Origin of the sequence: Natrinema salifodinae (assembly GCF_900110455.1) — an archaeon.
Classification (GTDB): domain Archaea; phylum Halobacteriota; class Halobacteria; order Halobacteriales; family Natrialbaceae; genus Natrinema; species Natrinema salifodinae.
Window position 1 is genome coordinate 619,676 of the sequence record NZ_FOIS01000004.1, and the last position, 26,683, is coordinate 646,358.

29 protein-coding genes are annotated in these 26,683 nt (G+C 66.4%); 19 read left to right on the forward strand and 10 right to left on the reverse strand.

Annotated features, from left to right (window positions below; genetic code table 11):
* The first annotated feature begins 108 nt into the window (after positions 1–108).
* The 4 genes from BMY29_RS17300 to BMY29_RS17315 all read left to right on the forward strand — a co-directional run bounded on the left by BMY29_RS17300 (position 109) and on the right by BMY29_RS17315 (position 3,710).
* Complete coding sequence (locus tag BMY29_RS17300) at positions 109–936, forward strand: transporter substrate-binding domain-containing protein (RefSeq protein ID WP_049989427.1); 828 nt, start codon at positions 109–111, stop codon at positions 934–936.
* A gap of 17 nt (positions 937–953) precedes the next feature.
* Positions 954–1,820, forward strand: coding sequence for an amino acid ABC transporter permease (locus BMY29_RS17305; RefSeq protein WP_049989426.1), 867 nt, complete (start codon positions 954–956; stop codon positions 1,818–1,820).
* A gap of 107 nt (positions 1,821–1,927) precedes the next feature.
* The gene (locus tag BMY29_RS17310) at positions 1,928–2,662 is read left to right on the forward strand and encodes an amino acid ABC transporter ATP-binding protein (RefSeq protein WP_173424881.1); all 735 of its coding nucleotides are present in this window, start codon (positions 1,928–1,930) and stop codon (positions 2,660–2,662) included.
* On the forward strand, positions 2,655–3,710 hold the full coding sequence (locus BMY29_RS17315) for an amino acid ABC transporter permease (RefSeq protein WP_049989425.1): 1,056 nt from the start codon (positions 2,655–2,657) through the stop codon (positions 3,708–3,710). Before BMY29_RS17310 ends, BMY29_RS17315 begins: the two co-directional genes overlap by 8 nt.
* Before the next feature lie 15 nt (positions 3,711–3,725).
* On the opposite strand, the gene BMY29_RS17320 is transcribed toward BMY29_RS17315, so the two are convergent.
* Together BMY29_RS17320 and BMY29_RS17325 are read right to left on the reverse strand one after the other, a co-directional pair.
* Entirely contained in the window at positions 3,726–4,454 is a 729-nt protein-coding gene (locus tag BMY29_RS17320; RefSeq protein WP_049989424.1) for a DUF5828 family protein, read from the reverse strand.
* A 182-nt stretch (positions 4,455–4,636) separates the two neighbouring features.
* Complete coding sequence (locus BMY29_RS17325; protein WP_241471262.1) at positions 4,637–5,368, reverse strand: four-helix bundle copper-binding protein; 732 nt, start codon at positions 5,366–5,368, stop codon at positions 4,637–4,639.
* 274 nt (positions 5,369–5,642) lie between these two features.
* On the opposite strand from BMY29_RS17325, the gene upp reads away from it, so the two are divergent.
* Positions 5,643–6,320 carry a uracil phosphoribosyltransferase gene (gene upp / locus BMY29_RS17330; protein WP_049989423.1) on the forward strand — a complete coding sequence of 226 codons (678 nt, stop codon included), beginning with the start codon at positions 5,643–5,645 and terminating at the stop codon, positions 6,318–6,320.
* A 61-nt stretch (positions 6,321–6,381) separates the two neighbouring features.
* Complete coding sequence (locus BMY29_RS17335; RefSeq protein WP_049989422.1) at positions 6,382–6,756, forward strand: cupin domain-containing protein; 375 nt, start codon at positions 6,382–6,384, stop codon at positions 6,754–6,756.
* Positions 6,757–6,777: 21 nt separating this feature from the next.
* On the opposite strand, the gene BMY29_RS17340 is transcribed toward BMY29_RS17335, so the two are convergent.
* The gene (locus tag BMY29_RS17340) at positions 6,778–6,981 is read right to left on the reverse strand and encodes a YgaP family membrane protein (RefSeq protein WP_049989421.1); all 204 of its coding nucleotides are present in this window, start codon (positions 6,979–6,981) and stop codon (positions 6,778–6,780) included.
* A 222-nt stretch (positions 6,982–7,203) separates the two neighbouring features.
* Between BMY29_RS17340 and BMY29_RS17345 the strand changes: the two genes are divergently transcribed.
* From BMY29_RS17345 to BMY29_RS17360, 4 genes are all read left to right on the forward strand, one after another.
* The gene (locus tag BMY29_RS17345) at positions 7,204–8,154 is read left to right on the forward strand and encodes a TAXI family TRAP transporter solute-binding subunit (protein WP_049989420.1); all 951 of its coding nucleotides are present in this window, start codon (positions 7,204–7,206) and stop codon (positions 8,152–8,154) included.
* A gap of 62 nt (positions 8,155–8,216) precedes the next feature.
* Positions 8,217–8,714, forward strand: a complete 498-nt coding sequence (locus tag BMY29_RS17350) for a DUF1850 domain-containing protein (protein WP_244887444.1) — start codon at positions 8,217–8,219, stop codon at positions 8,712–8,714.
* 34 nt (positions 8,715–8,748) lie between these two features.
* Complete coding sequence (locus BMY29_RS17355; RefSeq protein WP_049989418.1) at positions 8,749–11,223, forward strand: TRAP transporter permease; 2,475 nt, start codon at positions 8,749–8,751, stop codon at positions 11,221–11,223.
* A 95-nt stretch (positions 11,224–11,318) separates the two neighbouring features.
* Positions 11,319–12,212 (forward strand): PH domain-containing protein, encoded by an 894-nt coding sequence (locus BMY29_RS17360; protein WP_049989417.1) that lies wholly within the window; start codon positions 11,319–11,321, stop codon positions 12,210–12,212.
* Positions 12,213–12,264: 52 nt separating this feature from the next.
* Here BMY29_RS17360 and BMY29_RS17365 read toward each other — a convergent pair whose 3' ends face one another.
* Complete coding sequence (locus BMY29_RS17365) at positions 12,265–12,873, reverse strand: IMPACT family protein (protein WP_049989416.1); 609 nt, start codon at positions 12,871–12,873, stop codon at positions 12,265–12,267.
* Positions 12,874–13,036: 163 nt separating this feature from the next.
* Between BMY29_RS17365 and BMY29_RS17370 the strand changes: the two genes are divergently transcribed.
* Positions 13,037–13,462, forward strand: coding sequence for a DUF7522 family protein (locus BMY29_RS17370; protein WP_049989415.1), 426 nt, complete (start codon positions 13,037–13,039; stop codon positions 13,460–13,462).
* A gap of 63 nt (positions 13,463–13,525) precedes the next feature.
* On the opposite strand, the gene BMY29_RS17375 is transcribed toward BMY29_RS17370, so the two are convergent.
* Positions 13,526–14,029 carry a TrpY family transcription regulator gene (locus BMY29_RS17375; protein WP_049989414.1) on the reverse strand — a complete coding sequence of 168 codons (504 nt, stop codon included), beginning with the start codon at positions 14,027–14,029 and terminating at the stop codon, positions 13,526–13,528.
* Positions 14,030–14,195: 166 nt separating this feature from the next.
* On the opposite strand from BMY29_RS17375, the gene BMY29_RS17380 reads away from it, so the two are divergent.
* Positions 14,196–14,933 (forward strand): prolipoprotein diacylglyceryl transferase, encoded by a 738-nt coding sequence (locus BMY29_RS17380; RefSeq protein WP_049989413.1) that lies wholly within the window; start codon positions 14,196–14,198, stop codon positions 14,931–14,933.
* A 39-nt stretch (positions 14,934–14,972) separates the two neighbouring features.
* Here the strand turns inward: BMY29_RS17380 and hisB are convergent, their stop codons facing one another.
* Positions 14,973–15,560, reverse strand: coding sequence for an imidazoleglycerol-phosphate dehydratase HisB (hisB, locus tag BMY29_RS17385; protein ID WP_049989412.1), 588 nt, complete (start codon positions 15,558–15,560; stop codon positions 14,973–14,975).
* Positions 15,561–15,835: 275 nt separating this feature from the next.
* On the opposite strand from hisB, the gene BMY29_RS17390 reads away from it, so the two are divergent.
* Positions 15,836–16,108 carry a DUF8028 family protein gene (locus BMY29_RS17390; RefSeq protein ID WP_049989411.1) on the forward strand — a complete coding sequence of 91 codons (273 nt, stop codon included), beginning with the start codon at positions 15,836–15,838 and terminating at the stop codon, positions 16,106–16,108.
* A 336-nt stretch (positions 16,109–16,444) separates the two neighbouring features.
* Here BMY29_RS17390 and hisA read toward each other — a convergent pair whose 3' ends face one another.
* On the reverse strand, positions 16,445–17,179 hold the full coding sequence (hisA, locus tag BMY29_RS17400; RefSeq protein WP_049989410.1) for a 1-(5-phosphoribosyl)-5-[(5-phosphoribosylamino)methylideneamino]imidazole-4-carboxamide isomerase: 735 nt from the start codon (positions 17,177–17,179) through the stop codon (positions 16,445–16,447).
* 123 nt (positions 17,180–17,302) lie between these two features.
* Here hisA and BMY29_RS17405 point away from each other — a divergent pair, with 123 nt between their 5' ends.
* The 6 genes from BMY29_RS17405 (at position 17,303) to fer (ending at position 24,100) form a co-directional block, all read left to right on the forward strand.
* On the forward strand, positions 17,303–19,165 hold the full coding sequence (locus BMY29_RS17405; RefSeq protein ID WP_049989409.1) for an SLC13 family permease: 1,863 nt from the start codon (positions 17,303–17,305) through the stop codon (positions 19,163–19,165).
* Between the two features lie 82 nt (positions 19,166–19,247).
* Positions 19,248–19,916 carry an ABC transporter ATP-binding protein gene (locus BMY29_RS17410; protein WP_049989408.1) on the forward strand — a complete coding sequence of 223 codons (669 nt, stop codon included), beginning with the start codon at positions 19,248–19,250 and terminating at the stop codon, positions 19,914–19,916.
* Entirely contained in the window at positions 19,916–20,734 is an 819-nt protein-coding gene (locus BMY29_RS17415; RefSeq protein WP_049989407.1) for an ABC transporter permease, read from the forward strand. Before BMY29_RS17410 ends, BMY29_RS17415 begins: the two co-directional genes overlap by 1 nt.
* A 165-nt stretch (positions 20,735–20,899) precedes the next feature.
* On the forward strand, positions 20,900–22,084 hold the full coding sequence (locus tag BMY29_RS17420) for an inorganic phosphate transporter (protein ID WP_049989406.1): 1,185 nt from the start codon (positions 20,900–20,902) through the stop codon (positions 22,082–22,084).
* Between the two features lie 127 nt (positions 22,085–22,211).
* Positions 22,212–23,393: an inorganic phosphate transporter gene (locus tag BMY29_RS17425; RefSeq protein ID WP_049989405.1), complete on the forward strand. Its 1,182-nt coding sequence runs from the start codon at positions 22,212–22,214 to the stop codon at positions 23,391–23,393.
* A gap of 317 nt (positions 23,394–23,710) precedes the next feature.
* Positions 23,711–24,100, forward strand: a complete 390-nt coding sequence (fer, locus tag BMY29_RS17430) for a ferredoxin Fer (RefSeq protein WP_049989404.1) — start codon at positions 23,711–23,713, stop codon at positions 24,098–24,100.
* A gap of 263 nt (positions 24,101–24,363) precedes the next feature.
* Here fer and BMY29_RS17435 read toward each other — a convergent pair whose 3' ends face one another.
* The 3 genes from BMY29_RS17435 to BMY29_RS17445 all read right to left on the reverse strand — a co-directional run bounded on the left by BMY29_RS17435 (position 24,364) and on the right by BMY29_RS17445 (position 26,660).
* Positions 24,364–25,611, reverse strand: coding sequence for a chloride channel protein (locus BMY29_RS17435; RefSeq protein ID WP_049989403.1), 1,248 nt, complete (start codon positions 25,609–25,611; stop codon positions 24,364–24,366).
* A gap of 55 nt (positions 25,612–25,666) precedes the next feature.
* On the reverse strand, positions 25,667–26,089 hold the full coding sequence (locus BMY29_RS17440) for a universal stress protein (protein WP_049989402.1): 423 nt from the start codon (positions 26,087–26,089) through the stop codon (positions 25,667–25,669).
* A gap of 64 nt (positions 26,090–26,153) precedes the next feature.
* On the reverse strand, positions 26,154–26,660 hold the full coding sequence (locus BMY29_RS17445; protein ID WP_049989401.1) for an HPP family protein: 507 nt from the start codon (positions 26,658–26,660) through the stop codon (positions 26,154–26,156).
* Positions 26,661–26,683 lie beyond the last annotated feature (23 nt).

Genomic DNA, 26,683 nt, shown 5'->3' on the forward strand with positions numbered 1-26,683 from the left:
CGTCGTTCTCGATCGGTCCGAACGCGAACCGATCGCTCGCGATCGACGGTTCGGTTCTCGAGAAACCAGTATCTTAACACCTAAATCATTGCTATTCTAGTGCCAGGTATGGAGAATACCGAACGGACGAACGGAACGGGCGCGATCGATCGCCGGCAGTATCTGAAACTGTCCGGCGCTGCGGGAATTGCCGTCACGGGACTCGCCGGCTGTCTCGAGGGCAGCGGCAGCGACTCCCCGGACCCGGACGACGAAGACGTCATCGTCCCGGGGACGGCTCCCGGCTTCCCGCCGTTTGAAATAAAGGAGGGCGGCGATCTCGTCGGATTCGACGTCGACCTACTCGAGGCCGTCGTCGGCGAGACCGAGTACGAACTGGCCGAGTGGGAAGAACAGGAGTTCGACGGGCTCTCGCCCGCCCTCGAGGACGGCAAGATCGACGTCATTGCCGCGGCGATGACCATCACCGAGGAGCGACAGGAGACCTTCGAGTTCACCGACCCGTACCACAGCGCCGACCAGGCGATCCTCGTCCAGACGGGCAGCGACCTCCAGCCCGAATCGCTCGAGGACCTGGAGGGGACGACCGTCGGTGCCCAGAGCGGCACGACCGGTGCGGGGCTCGTCGAGGACGACCTGATCGATCCGGGCCTGGTCGCCGAGGGAGACTACAACTCCTACGACAACTACGTGTTAGCGACGGAGGAACTCGAATCCGGGACGATCGACGCCGTCGTGCTCGACGATCCGGTCGCGGAGACGTTCGCGTCCGACCGCAACGTGGAGGTCGCCTTCATCGAGGAGACCGGTGAGGAGTTCGGCTTCGCCATCCGACCGGACGACGGCGACCTCCTCGAGGCGCTCAACGAGGGCCTGGCCGCGGTCCGCGAGAGCGGCGAGTACGACGAGATCTCCGACGAGTGGTTCAGCGGCTAACCGAGAGACGGTAACAGATGGATCTCACGCTCTGGCTGGGACAGGTTTTGGCGGCGCTCGCGAGACGGCCGGACGGCGCCCTCGCCGTCGCGGAGACGGTCCCGGCACTGGTCGATTCGGTTGCGGCGAGACCGCCGCTTCAGCCCGACGACTGGACGTTCGTCGCCGAGAACGCCGACTACCTGCTCGGGGGAACGGTACTCACAGTCCTCCTTACGGTGACCAGCCTCGTGCTCGGCTTCCTGCTTGGCTTTCCCGCGGGGGCGATCGAGGTGTACGGCGACGGCGCCCTGCGGACGCTCGTTCGTAAGTTCGGCGTGGTGCTTCGCGGGACGCCGATCATCGTCATCATGATCTTCACTTTCTACGTGTTACCCATCGAGATCGTGATCGATGCGGCGGTGCGGGTCTTGACGGCCGTCGACACCGTCCTCGGGCCGACGCCGTTTACCGTCCCGACGAGCGTGCCGGACGCCTTCATGGCGGCGACGATCGCGCTCGGCTTCCGGAGCGCGGCCTACCAGTCCCAGATCTTCCGCGGCGCCGTCGAGAGCATCGACGAGGGCCAGATGGCCGCCGCCAGGTCGATCGGAATGAGTCGCCTCGAGGGAATCCGACACGTGATCGTTCCCCAGGCGCTGCGCCGGAGCGTCCCCGGGTTCCAAAACGAGTTCACGATCGTGCTCAAGGACACCTCGATCGCGTTCGCGATCGGCCTGGCCGAACTGCTCAAGCGCAGCAACGATCTGTTTATCCAACAGACCACCGCGATCCTCGAAATCGTCCTCTTTATGAGCCTGATCTACTTCGTACTGACGTTCGTCGTCAATCGGGCACTCGACTACGGACGCAACTACTTCGCAATTCCAGGTGAATCGTCGTGACAGACCCTCGGACGGACGACGCTAACGGACGTACAGTAGACGAACGACGCGGCGACGGTGACGGTGATCGGACCGCCCCGTCTGCGAGCGCGACGTCGGCGGAGCCGTTGTTGCGAATCGAGGACCTCCACAAGTCCTACGGGGCCGAGGAGGTCCTGCAGGGCGTTTCCCTCGAGATCGACCGCGGCGACGTCGAGGTGCTCGTCGGACCGAGCGGGAGCGGCAAGTCGACGCTGCTGCGGTGTCTCAACCGCTTGACCGAGATCGACAGCGGGCGTCTCTACCTCGGCGTCACCGAGGTGACGGCCCCGGACGCCGATCCGAACGAGATCCGCCAGCAGATCGGGATGGTCTTCCAGGACATCAACCTCTTTACCCACCTCACGGCCCGCGAGAACGTCACGCTCGGGCTCCGGAAAGTCCGGGGAATGGACGAAGCGAAAGCCCGCGAGCGGGCCGACGCCGAACTGGACCGCGTCGGCCTGGCCGACCAGGCGGACTCGTACCCGGCACAGCTCTCGGGCGGCCAGAAACAGCGCGTCGGGATCGCCCGCGCGCTGGCGATGGATCCCGAGGTGATGCTGTTCGACGAGCCGACCAGCGCCTTAGACCCCGAACTGAGCAACGAGGTGCTCGCGGTGATGGACGAACTCGTCGCCGAGGGGATGACGATGGTCGTTGTCACCCACGAGATGCGTTTCGCACGCGGCGCCGCCACCGGTATCACGTTCCTCGACGATGGACAGATCGTCGAGCGGGGGCCGCCCGAACGGCTGTTCGAGAACCCCGATCACGAGCGGACTGCCCGGTTCTTCGAGAGCATTCGCCACGACCATGACTGAGGGGACGGACGCCGCGACGGTAGGCGAGCGGGAGCCGGAGACCGGGACCGAGCCGCGACCGACCGGCAGCGGCCGCGATCGGTTCCGCGGCTCGGTCGACCGCGCTGGACGACTGCTCGCGGTGCTCGCCGGCATCGTCTTCTGGGGCTGGCTGCTGACCCGCTGGCTCTACGCCTGGACGCTCGCGCGCTGGGGCATCGGCCCGGGCGCCGGCGAGAGTTTCTTCTCCCCGGCCCCGTTCGAGGCGCTGGCCGAAACGCTGGCGTCCGCAGCGACATCGCTCGGCCCGCTCGGGATTCCGATTGACTGGCTCGCGACTATGGCCGACGCGGCGGCGCTCGGTATCGAGATCGCCCCGGCGCTGGCGACCGGCGCCTGGTACACGGTTCTCCTGACGGCGGTCAGCATCGCGCTCGGGTTCTGCATCGCGGTCCCCGTGGCGATCCTGCGCGTCTACGGCGGCCCGATCCGGTGGGTCGCGCTCGCGTACACCGAACTGATCCGGGGAACGCCGCTGCTCGCACAGCTGTTCGTCCTCTACTACGGACTGCCGCTGTCGGTTTGGCTCAACGAGGTCGACGTCATCGGACGCGGGTTCGTCCCCGGGTACGCCTTCTGGATCGCCATCCTCGGGTTCACGATCAACGGCTCGGCGTACCAGGCCGAGTACATCCGCGGCGCCTTAGAGAGCGTCGACGAGGGACAGTTGACGGCCGCGCGCGCCATCGGCCTCTCGAAGGTCGAGGGCATTCGCCACGTCGTCCTGCCCCAGACGCTGCGGTACGCGATTCCGGCCTGGACGAACGAACTCGTCTACCTGATCAAGTACTCCTCGCTGGCCGGATTCATCACGGTGCCCGAGTTGTACTATCGCGGCAGTCGCATCGCCTCCTCGTCGCTGGAGTACACGTTGATCTTCGGGCTGCTCGCGATCGTCTACCTCGGCCTGGTCCTGACGGCGACGAACGTCATGGGCCGCGTGGAACGCCGCGTCGCGGTCCCGGGACTCGGCGGCGCGGAGGGGCGCCAGCAGGGACCGAACGAGTGACGGCCGCGCTCGCAGTCAGTTCCGCGTCGACCGCGAGTTGTGCTCGTTTTCGGGCTCCGGCGGCGGCTCCACGCCTTCGATGGCCTCGGCGGCGTCGGTATCCTTCTCGACCTCGACGTGCCAGCGGTCGATCTCGTCCTCGAACTCGGCGAGCCGGTCGGAGACGACGTCCTTGAGCTCGTCGTCGTTGACGTTGACCTCGAAGACGAACTGTTCGCCGTTGTCCGACCCACGTGCAGCCTGCTGGACGTTGGCGCTGACGAGTTCGTTGTCGAAGTAGTAGGGCGCGAGCTGGGTCATCACGCTCTGGTAGACCGTGTCCTCGACTCGCCGCAGGGCCTTCCGCCCCGCGGAGTCGGCCGCGCGCGCGACGTAATCGATCGACTCTCGCCAGTTATCGACCGCGGCCTCGGCGTCGTCCTCCTCGAGTTGCTCGTACGACTCCGAGAGTTTCTCGCCGGCGGTCTTGATGTCCTCGTCCGGCTCCTTGCCGGCCTGCTCGCCCTTGCCCTCTTCGACGCTCGCCTGGTCGGCGGTCTTTTCGCTGACGTCGGCGTCTAAGGTCTCGTGGGCCTTCGGGCGCCACTCGTCCCACTCCTCGAAGGCGCGGGCCAAGTGCGCGTCGTCGGCCTGGTCGGGATCGTGGACGCCGGCGTCCCGAAGCGCGCGGGTAATGCGCTCGCCGTGTTCGACGATGTCGCCCCAGTCACCGCGGATCTTGAACCCCGAGATGCTCTCTTCCATTCGGCTGGCCGGGTGATAGCGCGCGGAAAGGTATAAACTTCTCTGCCGTCGGCTGCGCGGCCCGGCGAGTGCGGTCGATCAACGGCGACGGCGGTGACAGTGGCGACGCCGGTCGTGGCGCGGCGCTCGCGTCGAGGCGGTCGCCAGGCGGGTGCTGATGGCGGACCGCGACTGCGAGTCGGTTAGTACTGGCCGCCCATCTGTTGCCCGCCCATTTGGCCGCCGGGCTGTTCCATTTGCTGGCCGCTCATCTGGCCGGTCTGTCGGCCGCTCATCGCCTGACTTTCCATCTGTTGTCCCCCGGACGGTCCCTGCGTTCCCATCGCCTGGCCGCCGCCGACCATTCCGAGCACCGTCGTACAGGAGTCGATCGTGCGATTGATCGCCGAGATCGTTTCGGCGACGTGGGGGTGTTGCTGGTACTGCTGGAGTTCGGGGAGACTTTCTTCGGCGATTCGGATGAACGTGTCCGCGATCTCCGGGCCGAACATCGAGTCGCGCGCGATCAATTTCTCGTTGAACTCGGCCAGTTCGGCGATGTCGCGGCACATCGCCGCACACGTCGCGAGCTGTGGCCCCTCCGACGCGCACATCTTCGCACACCAGTCGGCGATGTGCGACAGTTCGGTGAAGTCCTCGAGCGCGATCCGCAGTTCGTTGGTGAGGTGGTTCTCGAACGTCATCCGACCCTGGGGCTGCGTCTGGGTGCCCATTTGCTGCCCGCTCATTCCCTGGCCCTGTGGCTCCATCATCTGGCCACCCATCTGCTGTCCACCGCTCATTGGTTGCTGACCGCCGGTCATCCCCTGCGCACCCATCTGCTGGCCGCCCGTCCCCTGTGTCGACTGCGGCGGCTGCCCGTACTGGTCGTCCATCTGACTCTGTCGGGGCTGTTGCTGGTACTGGTGACTCATTGTGGATCAACGCCCGCGAGGGCGTCCGGAGGTACGCCGATCTCGCGATTAAAGCGCGCTCACCGTTACGACCGTTTTCGCGCGCCAAACGTCGTTTTCCGATCGTCGTATCGCCGCTCGAATTTCGCTCGTAGCGCCGCTCATCGGGCAGTAAGTTCTGATTAGGAATTCCAAGTCCGTATTTCGCGGTCCGTTCCCGGCGTGTGATCGCCAGCCAGTGGCGTACCCGCGGTTGATCGATACTGTGAACTACCCGGCGAGTGGCTGTAGGGATATGCCGATCGAAGACCGGGACAACGCCTATCTCATCACGCACGCACTGGCGAAGGACACGCTCTCGCGCCTGCGCGACGTCGAGACCGAGCAGGTCAGCTTCCGAAAGGGCCTGGTGAAACTCGGTCGGATCTGCGGCTACGAGATCATCGACGGTCGGATGGAGACGGAGTACGTCGAGATCGAGACGCCCCTCGAACAGACGATGGGCGAGCGCGTTCGCGGACTCGACGACGTCGTGATCATCAACGTCCTGCGCGCGGCGACGCCGTTCGTCGAGGGACTGTTGAAGGCGTTCCCCCGAGCGCGACAGGGCGTCATCAGCGCGAGCCGCGACGAGGAGGCCGGCCGCGCCGAGGACGGCTCGTTCCCCATCTCGGTCGACTACGTGAAGCTGCCCGAGATCCACGAGGAGGACACGGTCATCATCGCCGACCCGATGCTCGCGACGGGGAGTACGATGTGTACCGTCCTCGATCACGTGATCGAGAACTCGCCGGAGCCGGAGAACCTGATCGTCCTCTCGGCGGTCTCGGCCCCGGAGGGACTGCTCCGCGTCGGCGACGAGTTCTCGGAGGCCGACCTGCTGACGGTCTCGATCGACGACCGTCTCGACGATGACGGCTTCATCGTGCCCGGACTGGGCGACGCCGGCGACCGGGCGTTCCGGACGACGTAATCGACGGGCTCACCACACGGGTGCCGACGGCTTTTTGCGGCCTGCCCCGAATCGACCCGCTATGGCATACAGTGTCATCGACCCGGACGACTGCGACCGCGTCGACGGGCGGCCGTGTGACCTCCGCCGGCTGAGCGACGCCGCCGGGCTGGACGAGATCGCGATCAACCGCTTCGACGCCGATCCCGGCGAACAACTTCCCCTGGCCTACCACTATCACGAGACGCAGGAAGAGGCGTTCGTGGTCCTTTCGGGGACGCTGCACGTCGAGACGCCCGAAGAGGAATTCACGGTCCCGGCGGGGTCGATGTTCGCGGTCGAACCCGAAGCGCCCCACCGGGCGTACAACCCCGAGGCCGCCGACGACTCGGTCTCGGTCGTCGCGATCGGCGCGCCGCCGGTCGACGACGCCGTGCCGTACGAGCCCGACGGGTGACCGATCCGGGCGTAGTTCGTCCTACTGGTTCGCTCCGCAGGTGTCGATCCCCAACAGCGCGTTGACCGGACACCGCTGGATCACCGCCGTCGCGAGGATATCGCTGCCGGCGACGAACGCGAGGGTGCCGAGCGTTCGGTCCCGATTCCGGTAGCCGAGCAGAAGGAGCGTCGCTGCGAGGACGAACCGACCGATCCGATCGATGCCGCCCACGTTTTTCTCCATACGATATCTCACGAGCGTGTAGTAGGTATAAGTACCCTCCTCTCATTTCCGGTCGAATCTCGGAGGCATCACTAACTTTCCCCCAATATTTGCGATTAGACATCTGTATAAATGAACGAACATTTCGTAATATTGGTCTACTATATCATTATGATCGACTATAACCGGACTACGATTGAAAATTAAAAATGTATATATAGCTCCCGTCATTACGCCACCAGTATGTCACACGATTTCAACAGGCGGCATTTCGTGACGGCGGCCGGCGCCGTCGGGTTCGCCGGCCTGGCCGGCTGTCTCGGCGGTGAAGGGGCTGGAAACACGCTCTCGTGGTACGCCGGCGGTACCGGCGGCACGTACTATCCGCTCTCGAACAATTTCAAGTCGATCGTCGACGATAACACGGATTACTCGCTGCAGGTCGAATCGACCGGGGCGAGCCTCGAGAACGTCGGCAGTCTCAACCGCGAGGAAGCCGAGTTCGCGCTGATCCAAAACGACATCGCGTACTTCGCGGTCAACGGGACGGGCCACAAGGACCTCGAGGGGAACGCGATGGAGAACATCCGCGGCGTCGCGACGCTGTACCCCGAGACGATCCACGTCGTCACGCAGGCCGATTCGGGCATCGAGACCATCGAGGACCTCGACGGCGCGACGGTCAACACCGGCGACCAGGGTAGCGGAACGCAGGTCAACGCGCTCCAGATCCTCGAGACCGCCGGCATCGAGGAGGGCGACTTCACCGAACAGAACACCGACTTCGACACGGCGACCGACCAGCTCCGCGACGGCGACGTCGACGCCGCGTTCGTCGTCGGCGGCTGGCCGGTCGGCGCCGTCGAGAACCTCGCGAACAGCGCGGGCGTTTCGCTCGTCGAGATCGGCGGCGACCTCCGCGAGAGCATCATGAGCGAGGCCGAGTGGTTCGCCGAGGACACGGTTCCGGCCGGCACCTACGACGGTATCGACGAGGACGTCGAGACGGTGTCCGTGCAGGCGATGATCGCGACGCACTCGGGCGTCGACGAGGAGATCGTCGAAGCGGTGACCACGGCGATCTTCGACCACACCGGCGAGATCACGACCAAGGCGGACTTCATCGACGTCGAGACGGCGCAGGAGGGTATGCCGATCGACCTCCACCCGGGCGCCGAAGCATACTTCGGGTAAGCACAGCGCCAGCAGACCCCGATACGAATTTACTGCTCGTGAATCGATTGACATATCGCCGCGTGGCCGTGGCCGTTGCCGTCCTCGTACTGGCGGGAGCGACGGTGGCCGTCACCGCGACCGCGTCGACGGACAGAACGCTGGTCGTTACCGATGACGACACCGGCGAGCGACTGCTCTCGGTCTCGGTCGACGACGGCGACGAGGTAACGCTTTCGTACATGCACAGCGTCGAGCGGACGCCCGTCGAAGACGTCTACGTCGTCGACGGAACGCGGCTCCGGATGGTTCGGATGGTCTTTCACTCCTACGGGGCCGGCCTCCCCGCGACCGCCCCGGTCGAGCGGACCGACGAGGGGTTCGTGTACGAATACGAGGAGTCCTACGAGGAACTCGGCGTCGTCCCCGGATCGATCGCCGACCATGACCTCATCGTCGACGGAGAGCGCTATGATCTGGCCGCGCTCGCCGACGGCCCGGTCGTCCTTTCGATAACCGAACCCGGCCTCGTGGACGAACTCTTGCAGTCCGACGACCGATCGGCGGTGATAACCGGATGACCGATTCGATTCGCTGTACGACGAGATATTCACCATGAGCGGAGACAACCACGATACGGAGTCCCTCTCGGAGGAGGAACAGGAGGAGCTGCTACAGGAGGTCGAACGAAAGCGATCCCATCGGGGTTTAGCGGCCGCCGTCGTCGCCCTGGTCGGGATCACGTTCTCGGCGTTTCAGATGTGGATCGCCGCCAACAGCTATCGGTTCGCAGCGACGATCCCGGGCGTCGGCGAGGTCGAAATCGCGTCGCTCCAGCCGCTGCAGGTGTACGCGATCCACGTGTCCTTCGCGCTGGTGCTCGCCTTCTTGCTGTTTCCGGCGACACGGGGCGACGGATTCGTCGCTCGCCAGCTCGGGGGAGTCGTCCCCGCAGTTCGCGACCGGCTCGGTCCCGAGAGTCCCGTGACGCAGGGCGTCGAGCGGCTCGCGGCCGGCGTTCGGTGGGCGGTGGCCGATCCCGAGCTACGGCGAATTACCCCGCTCGACGTCTGTCTCACCGTCCTCTCGGTGCTGCCGACCTACTACATCGTCACCGAGTACGAAGAGATCAGCCAGATGGCGACGTTCGGTATCCAGTCGGGGCAGCCGATCCAGGAGGTCTTTCCGCTGCTCGAACCGCTCGTCATGGGTATCGCCGCGCTCGGTCCGCCGGTCGACGAGTACGCCGGTCCGTTCCTGCTCGGTGCGCTCGGCATTCTCCTCGTGCTCGAGGCGACCCGCCGGACGCTCGGCGTCGTCCTCATGGCGCTGATCTCGCTGTTCATCGTCTACGCCCGCTGGGGGTACGTCATTCCGAGCGATTCGGCCATCGGAGCGCTGTCGATCCAGCCCGATACCTGGGGTAGCATCGTCTACAACCTCTGGTATACCACCGAAGCGGGCATCATGAGCACGCCCGTCTCCGTCAGCGTCCGCTTTATCTACATCTTCATCCTCTTCGGAGCGTTCCTCGAGATGAGCGGCGCCGGCAAGTGGTTCATCGACCTCGCCTACTCGCTGACCGGTACCAGGAAAGGCGGTCCGGCGAAGGCGAGCGTCGTCTCGAGCGGCTTCATGGGAATGCTCAGCGGCTCGTCGATCGCGAACACGGTGACGACGGGCGCATTCACGATCCCGCTGATGAAGCGGTCGGGCTACTCCCCCGAGTTCTCCGGCGCCGTGGAGTCGTCCGCGTCGTCGGGCGGTCAGGTACTTCCGCCCGTGATGGGCGCGGCCGCGTTCCTCATCGTCGAATTCACCGGAACGGCGTACTCGGACGTGATCGTGGCCGCCACCCTACCCGCGATCGCCTTCTTCTTCGGGATGTGGGTGATGGTTCACTTCGAAGCGGTCCGCGGCGGTATCGGCGGGCTCTCGCGCGGCGAACTCCCCGACGGATTCGCGAAGTTCCGCGCTGGCTGGTTCTATCTCATCCCGCTGGTCTTACTGCTGTACTTCCTGATCGTCGCTCGACTCTCGATCAACCGCGCCGGCTGGTACACGATCATCGCCGTCGTCGCGCTGATCGCAGTCGTGTCCGTCTACGACGACCGCCTGCTCGAACTCGACGACGGCGTCGACGAGTCCGGACGGCGAGTCGCATCGGCAGTCGGCCGCCCGTCACTTGCCGAGAACGCCGGCTATCAGTTCGGCGCGTTCATCCTGAAGTCGATGGACTCCGGCGCGCGAACTGCGACGACGGTCGTCATCGCCGTCGCCGCCGCAGGGGTCGTCCCGGGCGTCATCAGCGTCTCCGGGCTCGGGCCGAACCTCGCGGCGCTCATCGACGCCGTCAGCGGCGGGTCGATCCTGATCCTCCTCTCGCTGACGGGCGTCGCGGCGATCATCTTCGGGATGGGAATGCCCACGACCGCGATGTACATCATCCTGGTCGCGATGCTCGGCGGGCCGATGGAGGACCTCGGCGTCTGGGTCGTCGCGGCCCACCTCTTCGTCCTCTACTTCGGGCTGATGGCGGACGTCACGCCGCCGGTCGCCGTCGCCGCCTTCGCCGGCGCGGGCGTCGCCAAGGCCGACGAACTCAAGACCGCGACCGCCGCGTTCCTCCTCTCGCTGAACAAGATTCTCGTCCCGTTCGCGTTCGTCTTCTCGCCAGGCATCCTGCTCGCGCGAAACGTCGACGGTCAGTGGGGGGTCATCGGCTGGAGCGACGTGACGGATCTCGGGTTCTTCCTTCCCGAGGTTGTCGTCCCCATCGTCGGGATGTTCCTCGGCGTGTACGCGCTCGGCGTCACGATCATCGGCCACCAGTATGCGGCGGTCGATACCGGCCGGCGGACGCTGTACGCGATCGCATCGATCCTCCTGATGGTTCCGGAGGTCCCGCTGCTCGTCGTCGAAGGGCTGCTCGGGCTGGCCGGCGTCTCCGTCGGACTGGCGTCCTTCGGGGTGACGTTCCCGCTGCGCCTGGCCGGCCTGGCGATCCTCGTCTCGCTGTCGTACCGCAACTACTCTCGGGTGTCGGGCGCCGGCTCGGAGCCGGCCGCGCCGACGCCGGGTGACGCGTAGCGCCGCCGGGCAGCGGACAGCGCTCGCCGGCGCTCTTTTTCGGATCGGTTCGCACACGCGTTAGAATTTTATCACTATCCGTCGTAGCCCCGTCCGTGTCCGATCGAACCGCGGACGACGCGTCCGATCCCGGCGACCGCGACCGCACTCCCACCGACGAGGCCAGGCCGGACGCCGCCTTCCGGTTCGCCGTCGGCGGCTACGTCGGCGTCCTCGCGGCGGGCCTGGCGGCCACCGTCGCGTCGCTCGCCGGTGCGGCTTCGATCGTCGTCGTGGGCGTGACCCTGATCGGCAGTCCGGTTGGGTGCCTCGCCGGCGTCGTTTTCGCGCGACGCGTCCGCGGACTTCCGATCCGACTCGGCCGGACCTGGCGGCGACGGACGGCGGTCGGGCTCCCGGCGGTTCCGTTCGGAGCGGTGGGTCTCGCCTCGATGCTGGCCTCGGTTGCGTTCCGATCGGGACTCGTCGCGCTCGCGTCGGCGTTTGCGATCACCATCGCGGGCTACGTCGTCACGCGGATGGCGCGGACCCGCTTCGTCGACGCGGTCACCGGCGACGAGCCCGCCGCGACGTGGCGGTGGGACCCGCCGGGAAGCCCCAGACGGGACGCGCTCTTACTCCTCCTATGGCTCATTTTGAGCGCCGTCAACGCCGCCAGCGGCGAGTGGCTCGCCGCGCTCGCGTGGTTCGGAATCGCCGCCTTCTGGCTGGCCGGCGGGCTCGCCGAGGGCCGATGGTGGGTGGACGCGGTGGGCGCGACGCCCGAACTCCGCGTTCACGACGCCGGCCTTGTGATCCAACGGCCGTACGCGCGGTCGCTCGTGCCGTGGCGCGAGGTCTCGCACGTCCGCCTGCGCGAGGACGAACTCGTCCTGGACCGCGACCTCCGCGACGTGCGGTTCGATCGCGACGAACTGGCGGACCTCGAGGCCGTCCGGGCGGCCATCGATCGCCACCGCCAGGCCGGGTCGCCTGGCGCTCGGTCGTGACGCTACGAACGGACCCACCGAGCGTCGCCCGCTCCGTGGCGATTATTTGCGATTATTCGAGGGCGGCCCGTCCGCTCGTCGCGCTCCGGAGCCGGTCTCGGAGCGCCTCGGCGTCGGCGACCGGGACGCGGACGTCGAAGGTGACGTCGGCCCCGTAATCGGCATCGAACTCGTACCCCTCGCTCTCTAGAATTCCGCGGACGGTTCCGGAATCGTCGTACTCGACGGTGATCGCCAGGCGCTCCTGGGGCCGCTCTTCGACGACCCCGGCCTCCTCGACGGCCGCCGTGACCGCGCGGGAGTAGGCGCTGACGAGCCCGCCGACGCCCAACTCCGTCCCGCCGAAGTAGCGGGTGACGACGACCGCGCAGTTCTCGATCTCCTGCTGGGCGAGGACGTTCAGCGCCGGCTTGCCCGCGGAGCTGGAGGGCTCGCCGTCGTCGCTCGAGTACTCGCGCAGAAACTCGCCGTCGGCGTCGGCCCGCACCCGATATGCGGGGACGTTGTGGGTGGCGTCGGCGTGCTCCTCGCGGATCGCGTCGACGAACGCCTCGGCGGCGTCGACGGATTCGACGGGCCGGACGTGACCGATGAACTCCGAGCCCTGAATAACGAAGTCGGCGGTCGCGGGGGCCGCGACGGTCCGGTACGTTCCGCTCATAGCGGCGCTACTCCGGCCGGCGAAAAGAGCCCGTCGGTCGCCAGACCGCCGCAGTCGGCGGTCCTAACGCGATCGAAGTCCCCCGCGAGCCGCGGCTGCCGTGAGTCGCAGTCCGTCCCCTGCCACCCTTACGCTATTGTTCCCCCGTGTCATCTGTGTACATATGGATGGCGACGCTATCGATCCGGAGCTGGCCGACGAACTGCGCAGCGTCTGTCGGACGACCGTCGGCGACGAACTCCGCAGTATCGCCTACTTCACCGAGGACGACGTCGAGCAGCTGTATCTCCGATCGGACCTCGAGCGGACGGCCGACCTGATCGGCTTCGCCGAGCATGAGCGGCTCGGCTTTCGCTCTCAGTCGGCCTATCGGAACACGCAACTCGGCGAGTACGCGGCGACGATCAGGATGTTCGAGAACGGGTACCTCTCGCGGGTCATCCGCGGCCCACACGGGGTCTGGGTGACGACCGACGACATGTCAATGGATCGGTTCGAGGAGTTGACCAGCGCGCTCGAAATCGTCCTCGACGACTTCGCGGATGCCGTCGACGTCGAGAGCGCGGATACCGACGAGAGCAGCGACTGATAGAGCGACGACTGATCGTGATTCGGGCCGGTCCCGGCATCCCGGTCGAAGCCCGCGGGCTCGTCACTGCAGTTCGATCTTCCGGACGAACTCGAGATCGCGCAGTTCGGTGATGACCTCGCCGGGTAGGTCCTGATCGGTGATCAGGTAGAGCTTCGGCTCGTCGGTGAACTCGGGATCTTCGCTGATGGTCTGGCGGATCGAAATCCCGTTGGTGGCCAGGGTTCCCGTGACCGTCGCGACGATCCCCTCCTGTTCGGCGTCGTCGGGCGTGATCGTGAGCACCGTCAGATCGAGCACCGGCGCCAGGTCCATCAGGCTCGGCACCTGGGAGATGTTCTGGAAGATGCGCCGGAGTTCGTGGTCTTCGAGGATGACGTCGGTCGTCGAGTCGACGACCCGCCGGTCGACGCCGATCTCGCGGGCGATCCCCGTGTTCGGAATCTCGATGCCGCCCGAGACGACCCGGCCCTCGTCGTTGACGGAGAACCCCCGCTCGAGCAGCAGGCGGATCACGGCCTGTTGACTGGGGGAGCCCTCGAACTTCTCCATGATCTCGTCGAACATTCGTTAGCGGGTGTACGCGCGCTCCGGTATAATGTTCGGTGATCGATCGATCCCGATCGAGTCCGTCTCGGTGCGTCTTGTGCCCCGATCGATGCGGCGGGGAACCGCCGGCTCCGGAGCCGTCGTCTGACGGACACTTTTGTATCCGCCACCCAATACGTCCGGTATGCGCGAACTGCGGAGTTGTGACTTCTGTGACGCTGACGCCGTCGGCACGTTCGAGATCGTGCCGCCCGAACTCGAGCCGACGGAGGCCGAACAGCGACGGGTCGTCCTCTGTCCGGACTGCCGGGAGCGACTCGAAGCACTGGTCGAACCGCTGCTCGCCCGTGCGGGTGCGGCCGTCGAGGAGACCGACGCGAGCGACGAGGACCACGACGGTAGCTCGGTCGTCGCGACCGCCGACGGATCGACGCGCACCCGTACCCGAACTGCCAGCCCGAACGCGACCGTTTCGGACGGGACCGACGGATCCGCGACGGAATCCGAACCCGAACTGGACGACGACTCGAACTCCGCGTCGGGTCTCGAGGACGGAATCACGTTCGAGCGCGACGAGGCTGCGATCGACGGTGATGGCGGTGACGGCGGCAACGGAGCGTCGGACGCGACCGAATCGGAGCGCGCCGCGAGCGAGACGACCGACTCGGACGAGGCGTCGGCGACCGTCCCACTGATCGACGGTAACGGACCCGACGGAGCCACCGAGACGAACCCCCCGACGGCCTACGGAAAGGTCCTCCGACTCCTTCACAATCGCGAGTTCCCCATGCAACGCAGCGCCGTCAAGGAACTGGCCGCGGGCGCCTACGACCTCGAGAACGACCAGGCCGAAGCGATCGTCGACTACGCCGTCGCGGACGGCGAGTTCACCGAGGAACGGGGGATGCTCCACCGGTCGTAGAGCGGTCAGTGATGGCCGAATCTCCCCGCTTCGCGCCGGTTATAGCGTCCCCTTCGTACTCGGTGTCCCTTCGCGGCGGTCGTCGATCCGGGTCGCGTCGTCGAGGGTCCGGGCCAGCGCCTTGAACAGCGCCTCGACCTCGTGGTGGGCGTTCTCGCCGGCGACCTCGAGGTGGAGCGTCAGCCCGGCGTTCATCGCCAGCGACTCCCCGAAGTGACGGGCCATGTCGCTGGTGAAGCCGCCGATCGAATCCTGGGAGAACTCCCCGTCGAAGTAGAACCGGGGACGACCGCTCACGTCGACGACGGCACCCGCGACCGCCTCGTCCAGCGGGACTTTCCGATCGGCGTACCGGACGATGCCGGCGCGGTCGCCGAGCGCCTGGTCGACCGCCTCGCCGAGGACGATCGCCACGTCCTCGACTGTGTGGTGGTCGTCGATCTCGAGGTCGCCGTCGCAGTCGACTTCGAGGTCGAACAGTCCGTGTTTGGCGAACGACGTCAGCATGTGATCGAAGAAGCCGATACCGGTGTCGACCGCGGCCGCGCCCGTGCCGTCGACGTCGAGGCTGCACTCGATCGACGTCTCGGCCGTCTCGCGGGTTACGGTTGCCGTTCGCTCGCTCATGACGAACTCATACCGGTCCCGCTACAAGGGGGTTCCGCTCGCCGGCGTCCGTGCGACGCCGACCGCCGCTCGGCCGACCGGATCCGGTCCGATCGGCCGAAATCGGAGAAACGGTTTCAAATCGGGTACTAAAACGTCTAACCACCTCTCCGCGGATATGAAACAGTAGGGAACCTCACACTACTGGCGTGAAACGGACCGAAACCGCGCCAATTTTCGCGCCGTTATATGAGTCCTGCAGTGAATGTCGTATTCGTGAAGAGGTGATCCGCCTCATGTCCAGCCCCTCCCCCCTCTCGAACGAATCGATCGCCCCGTCGAGCCCCGAGACGGACCCAAAACGCGGCCACCGCCGCCATCGACTCGTCCGCTCGCTCAAACGCCCCGCACAGTTCCTGTCGTTCTGGGTCGCGATCGCGCTCCCCTTCGTCCACCTTCCGCTGCTCGCACAGGGTCTGGGCGATCCGGCAGTGACGCTGACGTTCGTCGTCCTGCTCGCGGTCAACGCCCTCGCCCTCTACGTCGGTCACGGCTACAATCAGCGCTGAATGCAACTCGTCCTCTCGCCGAATTCGCGGTCCGCCGCTGTCGCCGCCCGTCTCCAGTTTCCCCGTACCGAATGAGTCGCTGTCACTCTCCGCCCGTCCGGTACTCGCCGGCGATTCCGCAGTCGCCACGACCGTGCGGATCCGAGAGCGATCCGATTCGACGCCGCTCACTCGTCGCGGGTATCGGTTATCCGAACCCAGTCTTCGGTACCGCTCTCAGGAATCTCTCTGTCGGGGTCGAACTGTTCGAAACCGACCGTCTCGTAGTCGGGCACCAGGCCGCGTCGGCAGCGCAACGAGCGGTGACCCGATCGACGGTCGATTCGGAGCGCCCGATCAGTCCTCGACCGCGGTCTGTGCGTCTTCGAGCGTGAAGTTTCCTTCGTAGAGCGCGCTGCCGACGACCACGGCCGCTGCGCTGGCGTCCGCGAGCGCCCGCACGTCGTCGAGCGTCGCGACGCCGCCGCTGGCGATCACGGGGATGTCGGTTGCGTCGACCAGGTCGCGGACGGGCTCGGTCGCGACCCCCTCGAGTCGGCCCTCGACGTCGACGTTGGTAAAGAGGATCGCGGCGGCCCCGAGGTCCTCGTATCGCTCGGCGGCCTCGACGGGGCTGATCCCCGCGCCCTCGGTCCAGCCCTCGACGACGACCTCGCCGTCTTTCGCGTCCAGACTAACGACCACGCTGTCGGGGTGAGACTCGCTGATCTCGCCGACGATAGCCGGATTCTCCACTGCCGCGGTGCCGAGGATGACGCGGTCGACGCCGCGCTCGAGCAGGTCGACGGCGTCGGCAGCGGTGCGGATACCCCCGCCCAGCTGCGTCGGCACGTCGACGGCGTCGATCACCGCGTCGATGGCGTCGTCGTTCGCCCGCTCGCCCTCGAAGGCACCGTCGAGGTCGACCAGGTGCAGCGTCTCCGCACCGGCGTCGAGCCACCGCCTGGCGGCCTCGACGGGCTCGCCGTAGGTCTTCTCCGTGCCGCGTTCGCCCTGAACGAGCTGGACGACCTCGCCGTCTTGGATGTCGACCGCCGGAATCACCTCGAACGCCTCGCCGTCGGTGTTCATACGCGAGTGAGCGCGCCCGGCGCGAGTAAAGGCGACGATTTCGCCGAACGATCATCGCTGCGACACTGTTTCGATTCCCGACGGAATTATTACATGTGTGGTTGGTGTGGATCGTACCGTACGATGTCGGTGTCGGGGTACGTTCCGCTCGTACAGGAGCCGCTGGCTCAGCCGGAGCTGACGACGGACATTCTCGTCGTCTTCGGCGTCGTCGCCTTCGCGATCGCGCTGTTCGTCACGGAACGCCTGCCGATCGACGTGACCGCCATCCTGCTGATCGTGGTCCTGGTCGTGTTAGAGCCCTGGACCGGCATCGATCCGGAGACCGGCATCTCGGGGTTCGCGAACGAGGCGACGATCACCGTGCTGGCGATGCTCATCCTGAGCGGCGGGATCAGCCGGACCGGCGTGGTACAGGAGTTGGGGCGGCGGATGGCCTCCTTCGCGGGCGAGAGCATCCGGAAGCAGCTGTTCGCGACCGTCGTAGCCACCAGTCCCGTCTCCGGGTTCCTGAACAACACGCCCGTGGTCGCGCTGCTCGTGCCGGTCGTCACCGACGTCGCGAACCGGGGGAACACCTCGCCGTCGAAGCTGCTCATCCCGCTGTCGTACGCCTCGCAGGTCGGCGGGATGCTCACGCTTATCGGAACATCGACGAACATCCTCGCCAGCGACGTCTCGGCGCGGCTCGGCACGCAGTACCCCGAACTCCACCGGTTCTCGATGTTCGAGTTCACGCAACTGGGCGTCCTGGTCGTCCTCGCCGGCGGGCTCTACCTGATCTTTGTCGGTCACTACCTCCTGCCCGAACGGGTGCCGCCGCGGGCGGACTACCTCGAGGAGTACGCGGTCGAGGACTACGTCGCCGACGTGGCCGTCGTCCCCGGGTCGCCGCTCGCGGGCGCGACAGTCGGCGACGCGACCGACGCACTCGGCGACGAGATCGACGTCGTCCAGGTCATCCGTGCGGCGGACCGCTCGATCGCACCCCGCCGAGACACCCGACTCGAGGAGGGCGACGTCCTGGTCGTCCGCACGAACAGGACCGCGATCACGGCCCTGGAGGACGCGCCAGGAGTCGAACCCGTCGGGCGCCCGGAGTCCGCCGCCGCCGATCTCTCGTCGGACGGCGGGGGGATCATCACGGAACTGGTCGTCTCGCTGGACTCGCGGCTCGTCGGCGAACGGCTCGATCCCGAGGCGTTCCGCGAGGAGTTCGGCGCGGCCGTTCTCGGCCTCCGTCGCCACGGCTCGCTCGTCGGCGAACGGATCGTCGGCCGACGGCTCGACGTCGGCGACACGCTGCTCGTCCAGGCGCCGCCGGACACGCTCGATCGGCTCGCCAGGCGGGACGACGTGATCGTCGCCCGCGAATCGGCCCGGCCCGAGTACCGGTCGGACAAGGCGCCGATCGCCATCGCAATCATGATCGGCGTCGTCGCCGTCGCCGCCCTCGAGATATACCCGATCCTGATCTCCGCGCTCGCGGGCGTCGTCGCGATGGTCGTCGCGGGCGTCCTCGAGCCCAACGAACTCTACGACGCCGTCGAGTGGAACATCATCTTCCTGCTGGCGGGCGTGATCCCGCTCGGTATCGCGCTCGAGGGGACGGGAGCGGCCGCCTATATCGCCTTCCTGGTCGTCCAATCGGCCGGCTTCCTGCCGACGATCGTCGTGCTGTGGCTGTTCTACATCACGACGGGTCTGATCACGGAGGTTATTAGCAACAACGCCAGCGTCGTCCTCCTGATTCCGGTCGCTGCGGCCGCCGCGACCGGGATCGACGCGAACCCCTTCGCGTTCGTGCTCGCCGTGACGTTCGCCGCGAGCACGGCCTTCCTGGGCCCGATCGGCTACCAGACGAACCTGTTCGTCTACGGGCCCGGCGGCTACCGGTTCGGCGATTACTTCCGGATCGGCGCGCCGCTGCAACTGCTGCTGTCGGTCGTCACCGTCGCCGGCATCGCGTTCTTCTGGGGCGTTTGAATCCCCTTCACCCTCGATCTCGACCGCTCTCGGCGTGCGCTGACCGAACGACACTTCCGCCAGTGCGTCGGACGGTCCGGTAATGACGATTCTCGAGGCGCAGCACCTCACGCGCGTCGTCGATGACGAGCGGATCGTCGACGACGTCTCCGTTACGATTTCCGAGTCCGACGTGCTGGTCGTGGTCGGCCCCTCCGGCGCGGGCAAGTCGTCGCTGCTCCGCCTGCTCAACCGACTCGACGAGCCGACCGAGGGGACGGTCCTGTTCGAGGGGACGGACTACCGGTCGATCCCCCCGCGGACGCTCCGCCAGCGGATCGGCCTGGTTCCCCAAGATCCCGCACTGGTCCCGGGCACCGTCGCCGAGAACGTCGCCCGCGGCGCGATCCTCCGAGACGAGTCGGTCGACGACGCCGCGGTCGAGCGACTGCTCGAGCGACTCGGCCTGGCGGACTACACCGACCGCGACGTCGAGGACCTCTCGGGCGGCGAGAAACAGCGCGTCGCCATCGCGCGCACGCTCTACAACGAGCCGGACGTCCTCCTCCTCGACGAGCCGACGTCACATCTCGATCCGGACTCCGAGGAGCGCGTCGAGGCGCTGCTCTCGGAGCTCATCCGCGACCTCGATCTCACCGTCGTATTGGTCACCCACGACGAGGACCAGGCCCGTCGGTTCGGCGAACGGGTGCTGGCACTTCGTGACGGCGTCGTCGACCGCGTCGGGCCGGTCGAGGAGGTGTTGGCCTGATGGATGCTCTCGGCGGGTTCTTCGAACAGTTCACCGATCCGGTGCTTCTCACCGGGCTCGCGCAGGTCGCCGTCGCGGCCGTTCTCGCCGCCCTCGTCGTCGGCCTCTCGCACGTCCGCGGGCTTGCCCTCGAGCGCGAACTCGGCGTCGCGCTGGTCCGCGGGCTCGTCCAGATCGTCGCGATGGGATCGATCGTCGGCCTGTTGCTCACCGTCGACTTCGCCTGGAGCGCGGTCATCCTCCTCGGCATGATGGGCGGCGCGACGTGGATCTCGAAGAACCGCGGCGCGGGCCTTCCCGGCGTGGTGCGGGTCTCGTTCGTCGCGATTCTCTTCGGCGCGGGGCTCGTGATCGTCACGATGACGCTCGCGGGAGCGATCGAGGCGACCGTTCGGAACCTGGTCCCGGTCGGGAGCATGATCATCGCCAACGCCATGCAGATCAACTCGCTGGCGCTCGATCGGTTCAAGAGTGAAATTCAGTCGAACCGGCCCGAGATCGAGGCCGACCTGGCGCTCGGGGCGCCCCCGCAGGCGGTCGTCTCACGCCACGTCAAGACCGGCGTCCGGGCGTCGCTGATCCCGACGATCGACTCGTTGAAGAGCCTCGGCTGGGTCTGGATTCCGGGGATCATGGCCGGGATGATCCTCGGCGGCGAGAATCCCATCTACGCCGCGCTCTATCAGTTCGTCATCATGGCGATGATCTTCGCCGCCGGCGGCCTGACGAGCGTGACCAGCAGCCTGCTGATCGGCACGTACGTCTTCACCGACGCCGAGCAACTGAAGCCGATCGACGCGGCGGCGGACGAGTCGTGATCGCGGGCCGGTACGGATACGTTAGCGGACCCGCGTTCTACGCGCCGTGACGTCGTTCGCGAGGTCGGCCAGGCGGCCGTGGCTCGCCGACCGCGCCTTCCGGTAACGACCTCGCTTCGAATCGAATAGGCGTGTTTTTAGTATCGGATATCGTGACTTCCGAATGTGAACGCGGAACCGCTGCTTGTGATCGGGATCCTTACCGCGATTTTCGTCGGCTACAACATCGGCGGCTCGACGACCGGGCCCGCGTTCGGGCCCGCGGTCGGCGCCAACGTGATCACGAAACTGATGGCGGCCGCACTGATGTCGGTCTTCTTCTTCGTCGGGGCGATCACGATCGGCCCGGCGGTCGTCGACACGCTCGGTCGGGAACTCGTCACCGACACGTCGGTGTTTACGATGCGCTCGAACGTCGCCGTCCTCTTTTTCATCGGGGGCGCGCTGTTCGTCGGCAACTACACTGGCGTTCCCGCCTCGACCTCGATGACCGCGGTCGGCGCGATCGCCGCGCTCGGGTTCGCGACCGGCGAACTCAACTGGGACGTGCTCGGCGAGATCGTCGTCTGGTGGATCGTCGCGCCGATCGTCGGCTTCTGGGTCGCCGGCATGGTTGGGCGCTACTTCTACCCCCGGCTCAACGCCTGGGTCGCCATCGAGGAGAAACAGGGGGGACGGCCGATGGTGACGGTCGATCGCTCGAGCCTTGTCCCGCGGCTCCAATTCGGCGCCGGCGCCGACCGCCGGGAAATCACGGGCGCGCTAATCGTCGTCGCCATCGGCTGTCTGATGGGCTTTTCCTCGGGGACGAGCAACATCGCCAACGCGATCGCGCCGATCTACGGCACCGGCGACGTCGACATGGTGACGCTGATCCTGATCGGGTCGGCCGCGGTCGCCGTCGGCTGTTTCACGATCGCCCGCCGAACGCTGGACACGCTCGGAAACGACATCACGAACCTCCCGCTGACGGCGGCGATCGTCGTCGCGGTCATCAGTTCGGGAATCGTCGTCGGCCTCTCGTCGATCGGCATTCCCGCGAGCTTCGTCGTCATCGCGACGATGAGCATCATCGGCCTGGGCTGGGGCCGGGCTACCCGGACGACGACGCTGTCCGGGGTCCGGGCCGGCGAGGAGACGCGCGTCTCGGTCGGCGCGCTGACGGCCGAGGAGGAGGGCGAACGCTCTCCCAAGATCGGCGAGGAGGAACCCGAGGACATCCCAAAGGCGTCGGACCTGTTCGACCCCTCGACGACGGCCCGCGTGATCCTCATGCAGAACGTGGTGCCGGCGATCTCGACGATCGGCGCCTACCTCACCTTCCGGTTCGTTCCGATCTTCGGTTTCTGACAGAACCATCGCCGTCGCTTCTCGCGCTCGATCGACCGACCGATTTCCCGACCACATCTATTGCGGCCGATGATATTCATATCGGCTTCCCGAAACGTCTTTTCCCGCGGGGAGACTGGCTTCGGGTATGGTATCTGCGATTCTCCTCGTCGGGATCGTCGTGGCGATCTTCGTCGGATTCAACATCGGCGGCTCGTCGACGGGGATCGCCTGGGGGCCGGCCGTCGGCGCGGGCGTCATTGGCAAGACGGCGGCCGCGGCCCTCATGTCCGTCTTCGTCTTCGTCGGCGGCTGGACCGTCGGCCGCAACGTCATCGACACGATGGGCAGCGACATCGTCCCGCCGGAGATCTTCACCCTGCAGGCCAGCATCGTCGTCCTGTTTTTCATCGGCTTGGGGATGCTGATCGCGAACCTCTTCGGCGTCCCCGTCCCCACGTCGATGACCGCCGTCGGCGCGATCGCCGGCCTGGGCCTGGCCACCGGCACGCTGGACATGGTCGTGATGGGACGGATCATCTCGTGGTGGGTCGTCACGCCGATTATCGCCTTCTGGATCGGCGGGATCGTCGGGCGCTACTTCTACCCGTATCTCGACCGGTACTTCGAGATCCGCCAGTCCGAGGGGCCGCTGCTCGCGCTCGATCGGTCCGGTGCGATCCCGACGCCGGTGCTCGGCCCGGGCACGACGGTAAAAGAGCTCGCGACGACGGTCCTGATCGTCGTCATCGCGTGTTACATGGCCTTCGGCGCGGGCGCGAGCAACGTCGCGAACGCGGTCGCGCCCCTGGTCGGCAGCGGCGCGCTCGATATCGGTGGCTACGACGGAACCGACCTCGGCATCGCCATCGGCGCGGTCGCGATCAGCCTCGGCGGGTTCACGATCGCCAGGCGCACGATGGAAGCGGTCGGCAACGACCTCACCGAACTCCCGCTGCTCGCCGCGCTGATCGTCGCCGTCACCGCCGCCTCGATCACCACCATCCTCTCATCGATCGGCATCCCGATCAGCCTGGTGATGGCGACGGTGATGACGATCGTCGGCCTCGGCTGGGGCCGGGCCAGCCGTACCGCCAGCATCGCCGGCCTCGCGCGAGGCGAGGACACCCTCGAGCTCTCGACGAACGTCCTCACCCAGGAGACGCCCAACGAAGTACCCAAGATCGGCGAGGAAGATCCCGAGGACGTCATCGACGCCGACGACCTGGTCCGCCCGGACGCCGTCGCGCGGTTCGTCGTCTTCTGGATCATCGGCCCCTCCGCGTCGGCCGGCCTGGCGTACGCATTTTTCCTCGTGGTTCCGATCTGAGTCGGAACCGATTGAGGACGATCGGGAATAGTCGGGCCGAATGGTGACGTTCTCCGGGACCGTTCGCGGCCCGTTCTCGCCGCGACCGCGGTGTCACGAACCCGATCCCGATCGTCCGAATCATGCCCGGTTTCGGATGGGGCAAGTACTGCGATCTCCGTCCGGATTGTCGAAATATTTCTCATTTCTCTTCCGATCTGCCGACCTTTGTTCAACGAATGTGGGCATTCTTTCGCTCGAAGTGCCCAGTCTCGGCTCAAAGACAATTTAGGACTGAACAGCAAGCTATACCAGTGCGGCCCTCGAACCGCCGAGTGATGCCCACGGTAGAATACCTCAACTACGAAGTACTGGACGACCAGGGCTGGGAGATGGACGACGACGACCTCTTCGGGGAGGCCGCTGACGCCGGTCTCGACGAGGAGGACTACGGCACGCTCGACGTCGCCGAGGGCGAGTACATCCTCGAGGCGGCCGAGGCGCAGGGCTACGACTGGCCCTTCTCGTGCCGCGCAGGTGCCTGTGCGAACTGTGCGGCGATCGTCTTCGATGGCGAGATCGACATGGACATGCAGCAGATCCTCTCGGACGAGGAAGTCGAGGAGAAGAACGTCCGCCTGACCTGCATCGGTTCGCCCGAAACCGACGAGGTCAAGATCGTCTACAACGCCAAGCACCTCGACTACCTGCAGAACCGCGTCATCTAAGGCCGACGGCCGTTTCGAGGCCGCGACGACGATTTTTTCGACCGGAGACGGGAGCCGACCGCCGCGTCACGCGTACCCGTGAGCACGCGGTTCGATCGGGGAGCCGAAACGGGGCGGCGCCGCCGACGCCCGTCTGCGCGACCGCGCCTCTCGCTTCCGCTCTACTCCGTCGATAGGTCCGCTCGATACCGCGTCGTGTTCGTCGCCCAGTGCTCGCCGGCGCGCTTTCGCTTCGTCCGATGTCGTCGCTTCTCGTCCGCGGCTCAATCGTCCGAGATGTGGAAGTTCGGCGACTCGGACCGCGGCGCTGCCTCCTCGAGGAACCGTACCGACGGACTCGCGACGAACGCCATGAGCGAGGCGAGAAACACCGGGGTGATACTCGCGCCGTCCGTCAGCGCGATCGCGATGAGCGCCGACGAGAGCGGCGTCCCCGTCACGACCGAGTTGAACGCTGCCATTCCGGTGAGCATCGCTAACGCCGGCGGGAGACCGGGCACGACGAGCGCCGCCGCCTGACCGACGAGCGCGCCCATGAACATGTGGGGGATGATGAGGCCGCCGATCCAGTTCCCGTGAATCGTGAACGCGGCGGCGACCATGACCGCGCCGAGGGTCAGTAGCAGCGTTCCGAGCGAGAAGCTTCCGTCCAGCAAGACGTTCATCTTCGACCCGCCGTAGAAGTACGAGAGGGGAACGAGCCAACCGAGAACGCCGATGACCGCGCCCGCGACCGTCGTCTTGACGTACACGGCCGGCGACAGCCGACGGAACGCGCCGCCGATCGACGAGAACAGCCGCGTATACACGAGCCCGAACGGGATACAGACGGCGCCGATGCCGACGGCCCACCCCAACTGCGGGAGCGTCGGCGGCACGAACGACGCCGTTTCCCAGACCGGAAACAGGTGCATCCCGCCGAGCGTGACCTCGGTCAGGTAGCCGGCGAACGACGCGACGAACGTCGGAATGATCGCCTCGTAGTACTCGAGCCCGCGCCTGTGGGGGAGTTCGAGCCAGAGGAGCGCCCCGCCGATCGGCGCGCCGAGGATCGTTCCGAACCCCGCCCCCATGCCGGCCAGCGTCAGGAGCTTCGTGGAGTTGTCGAAGCCGAACAGATCCGAGACGTACGTTCCGAACGAGCCGCCGACGACGGACATGACTCCTTCGGGGCCCGCGTTCTGTCCGGCGACCAGGCCGATCAGACCGACGGGGAGGATCGGCACGTTGTCCTCGAGATCGACGCGACCTCCAGTGTGGAACTGCTGAACGAGCGCGGCGAGCGCTCCCGGGTAGAACGTGGTGTAGAGAATCCCGCCGATGAGAATCCCCGCGCCGATACTCACGGGAACGCGCCAGTACGTCGCACCGAAGAGCTCCCAGAGGTGATGTTTCAGAAAGAGCCAGACGACGCGAAACGCCGTGGCGACGAGCCCGACGCCGACGCCCAAGATGGCGGCGACGACGAGCATGTGATGAAAATCGCGTTCGTTCAACTGAACGTAATTCATTACGGGCCGATAGCGCCGGGGGCGACACCAGGTTTACGTTCTCGCCCCGCTGATCTCACCGCTGGACCGCGAGGACGGGAACCGCTCCGTCTCGGAGGACGCGTTCGGTGACGCTTCCCATGAGGAATCGACCGACGCCGGAGCGGCCGTGCGTTCCCATCACGAGAAGATCGATATCGTGCTCGTCGGCGTACGCCAGAATCGTTCGAGCGGGGTCACCTATTTCGACGGCTCCGACCGCGTCGATATCGCGCGAGAGCGCTTCGTCGACGATGCGGCGGGTCGAGTCGGTTCCCTCCTCGCGGAGCGTTTCGAGCTTCTCGGTCCCCTGCCCGACGATGGTGGTACTGTCGCTCTTTTCGACGACCGCGAGGACGTGGACGGTCGCGTCGTATCGCTCTCCCAGGCTGTAGGCGTGGTTCGCCGCGTCCATCGCCGCCTCGCTCCCGTCGGTCGGTACGAGCAGTGCGTCGTACATACTCCTAATACGACCCGGAATCAACTAATATGCTGGCGAGGTTCGCCGTCAGTCGGAGTCGACATTAGCGTCCGATCGAGATGTAGTCGCCGACCGATTGTTCGCGGAGCACCAGTTTGTGGACGCCGACGAGAACGACAACGGCGAGCATGATGGACGCGCTGTCGGCGAGCGACGTGAGGAACCCGAGCGAGACGATTAACGTCGTCGCACAGGCCGGCGGGTGGACCGTGTCGGTCGCGAGCATCGCGCCCGTCGTGATCATCACGGCGAGCACGCCGCTAACGGCGAGCCGTAACTGCGCGGACGAGAGCATCGGCGCGGCCGTCATGACGTTAAGGCCGGGCGCGACGGTGTGGTAGGCGATCCAGCCGGCCGCGACGCCGATGAAGTGGCCGCCGATCACGCGCCGCGGGGCGGTCACCTCGCCGTCCCGGACGGTGGCCAGCAGGAAGGCGGACGGACCGAGACTCGGAAAAATGAGCGTCCGACCGGTAACCCAGGCGAGCGCGCCCAAAATCGTGAGAAGTACGCCGGCATATAGGGTCGAAAATGCCGCGCCCTCCCTCATACGGATAGCATTATCGTACGGAC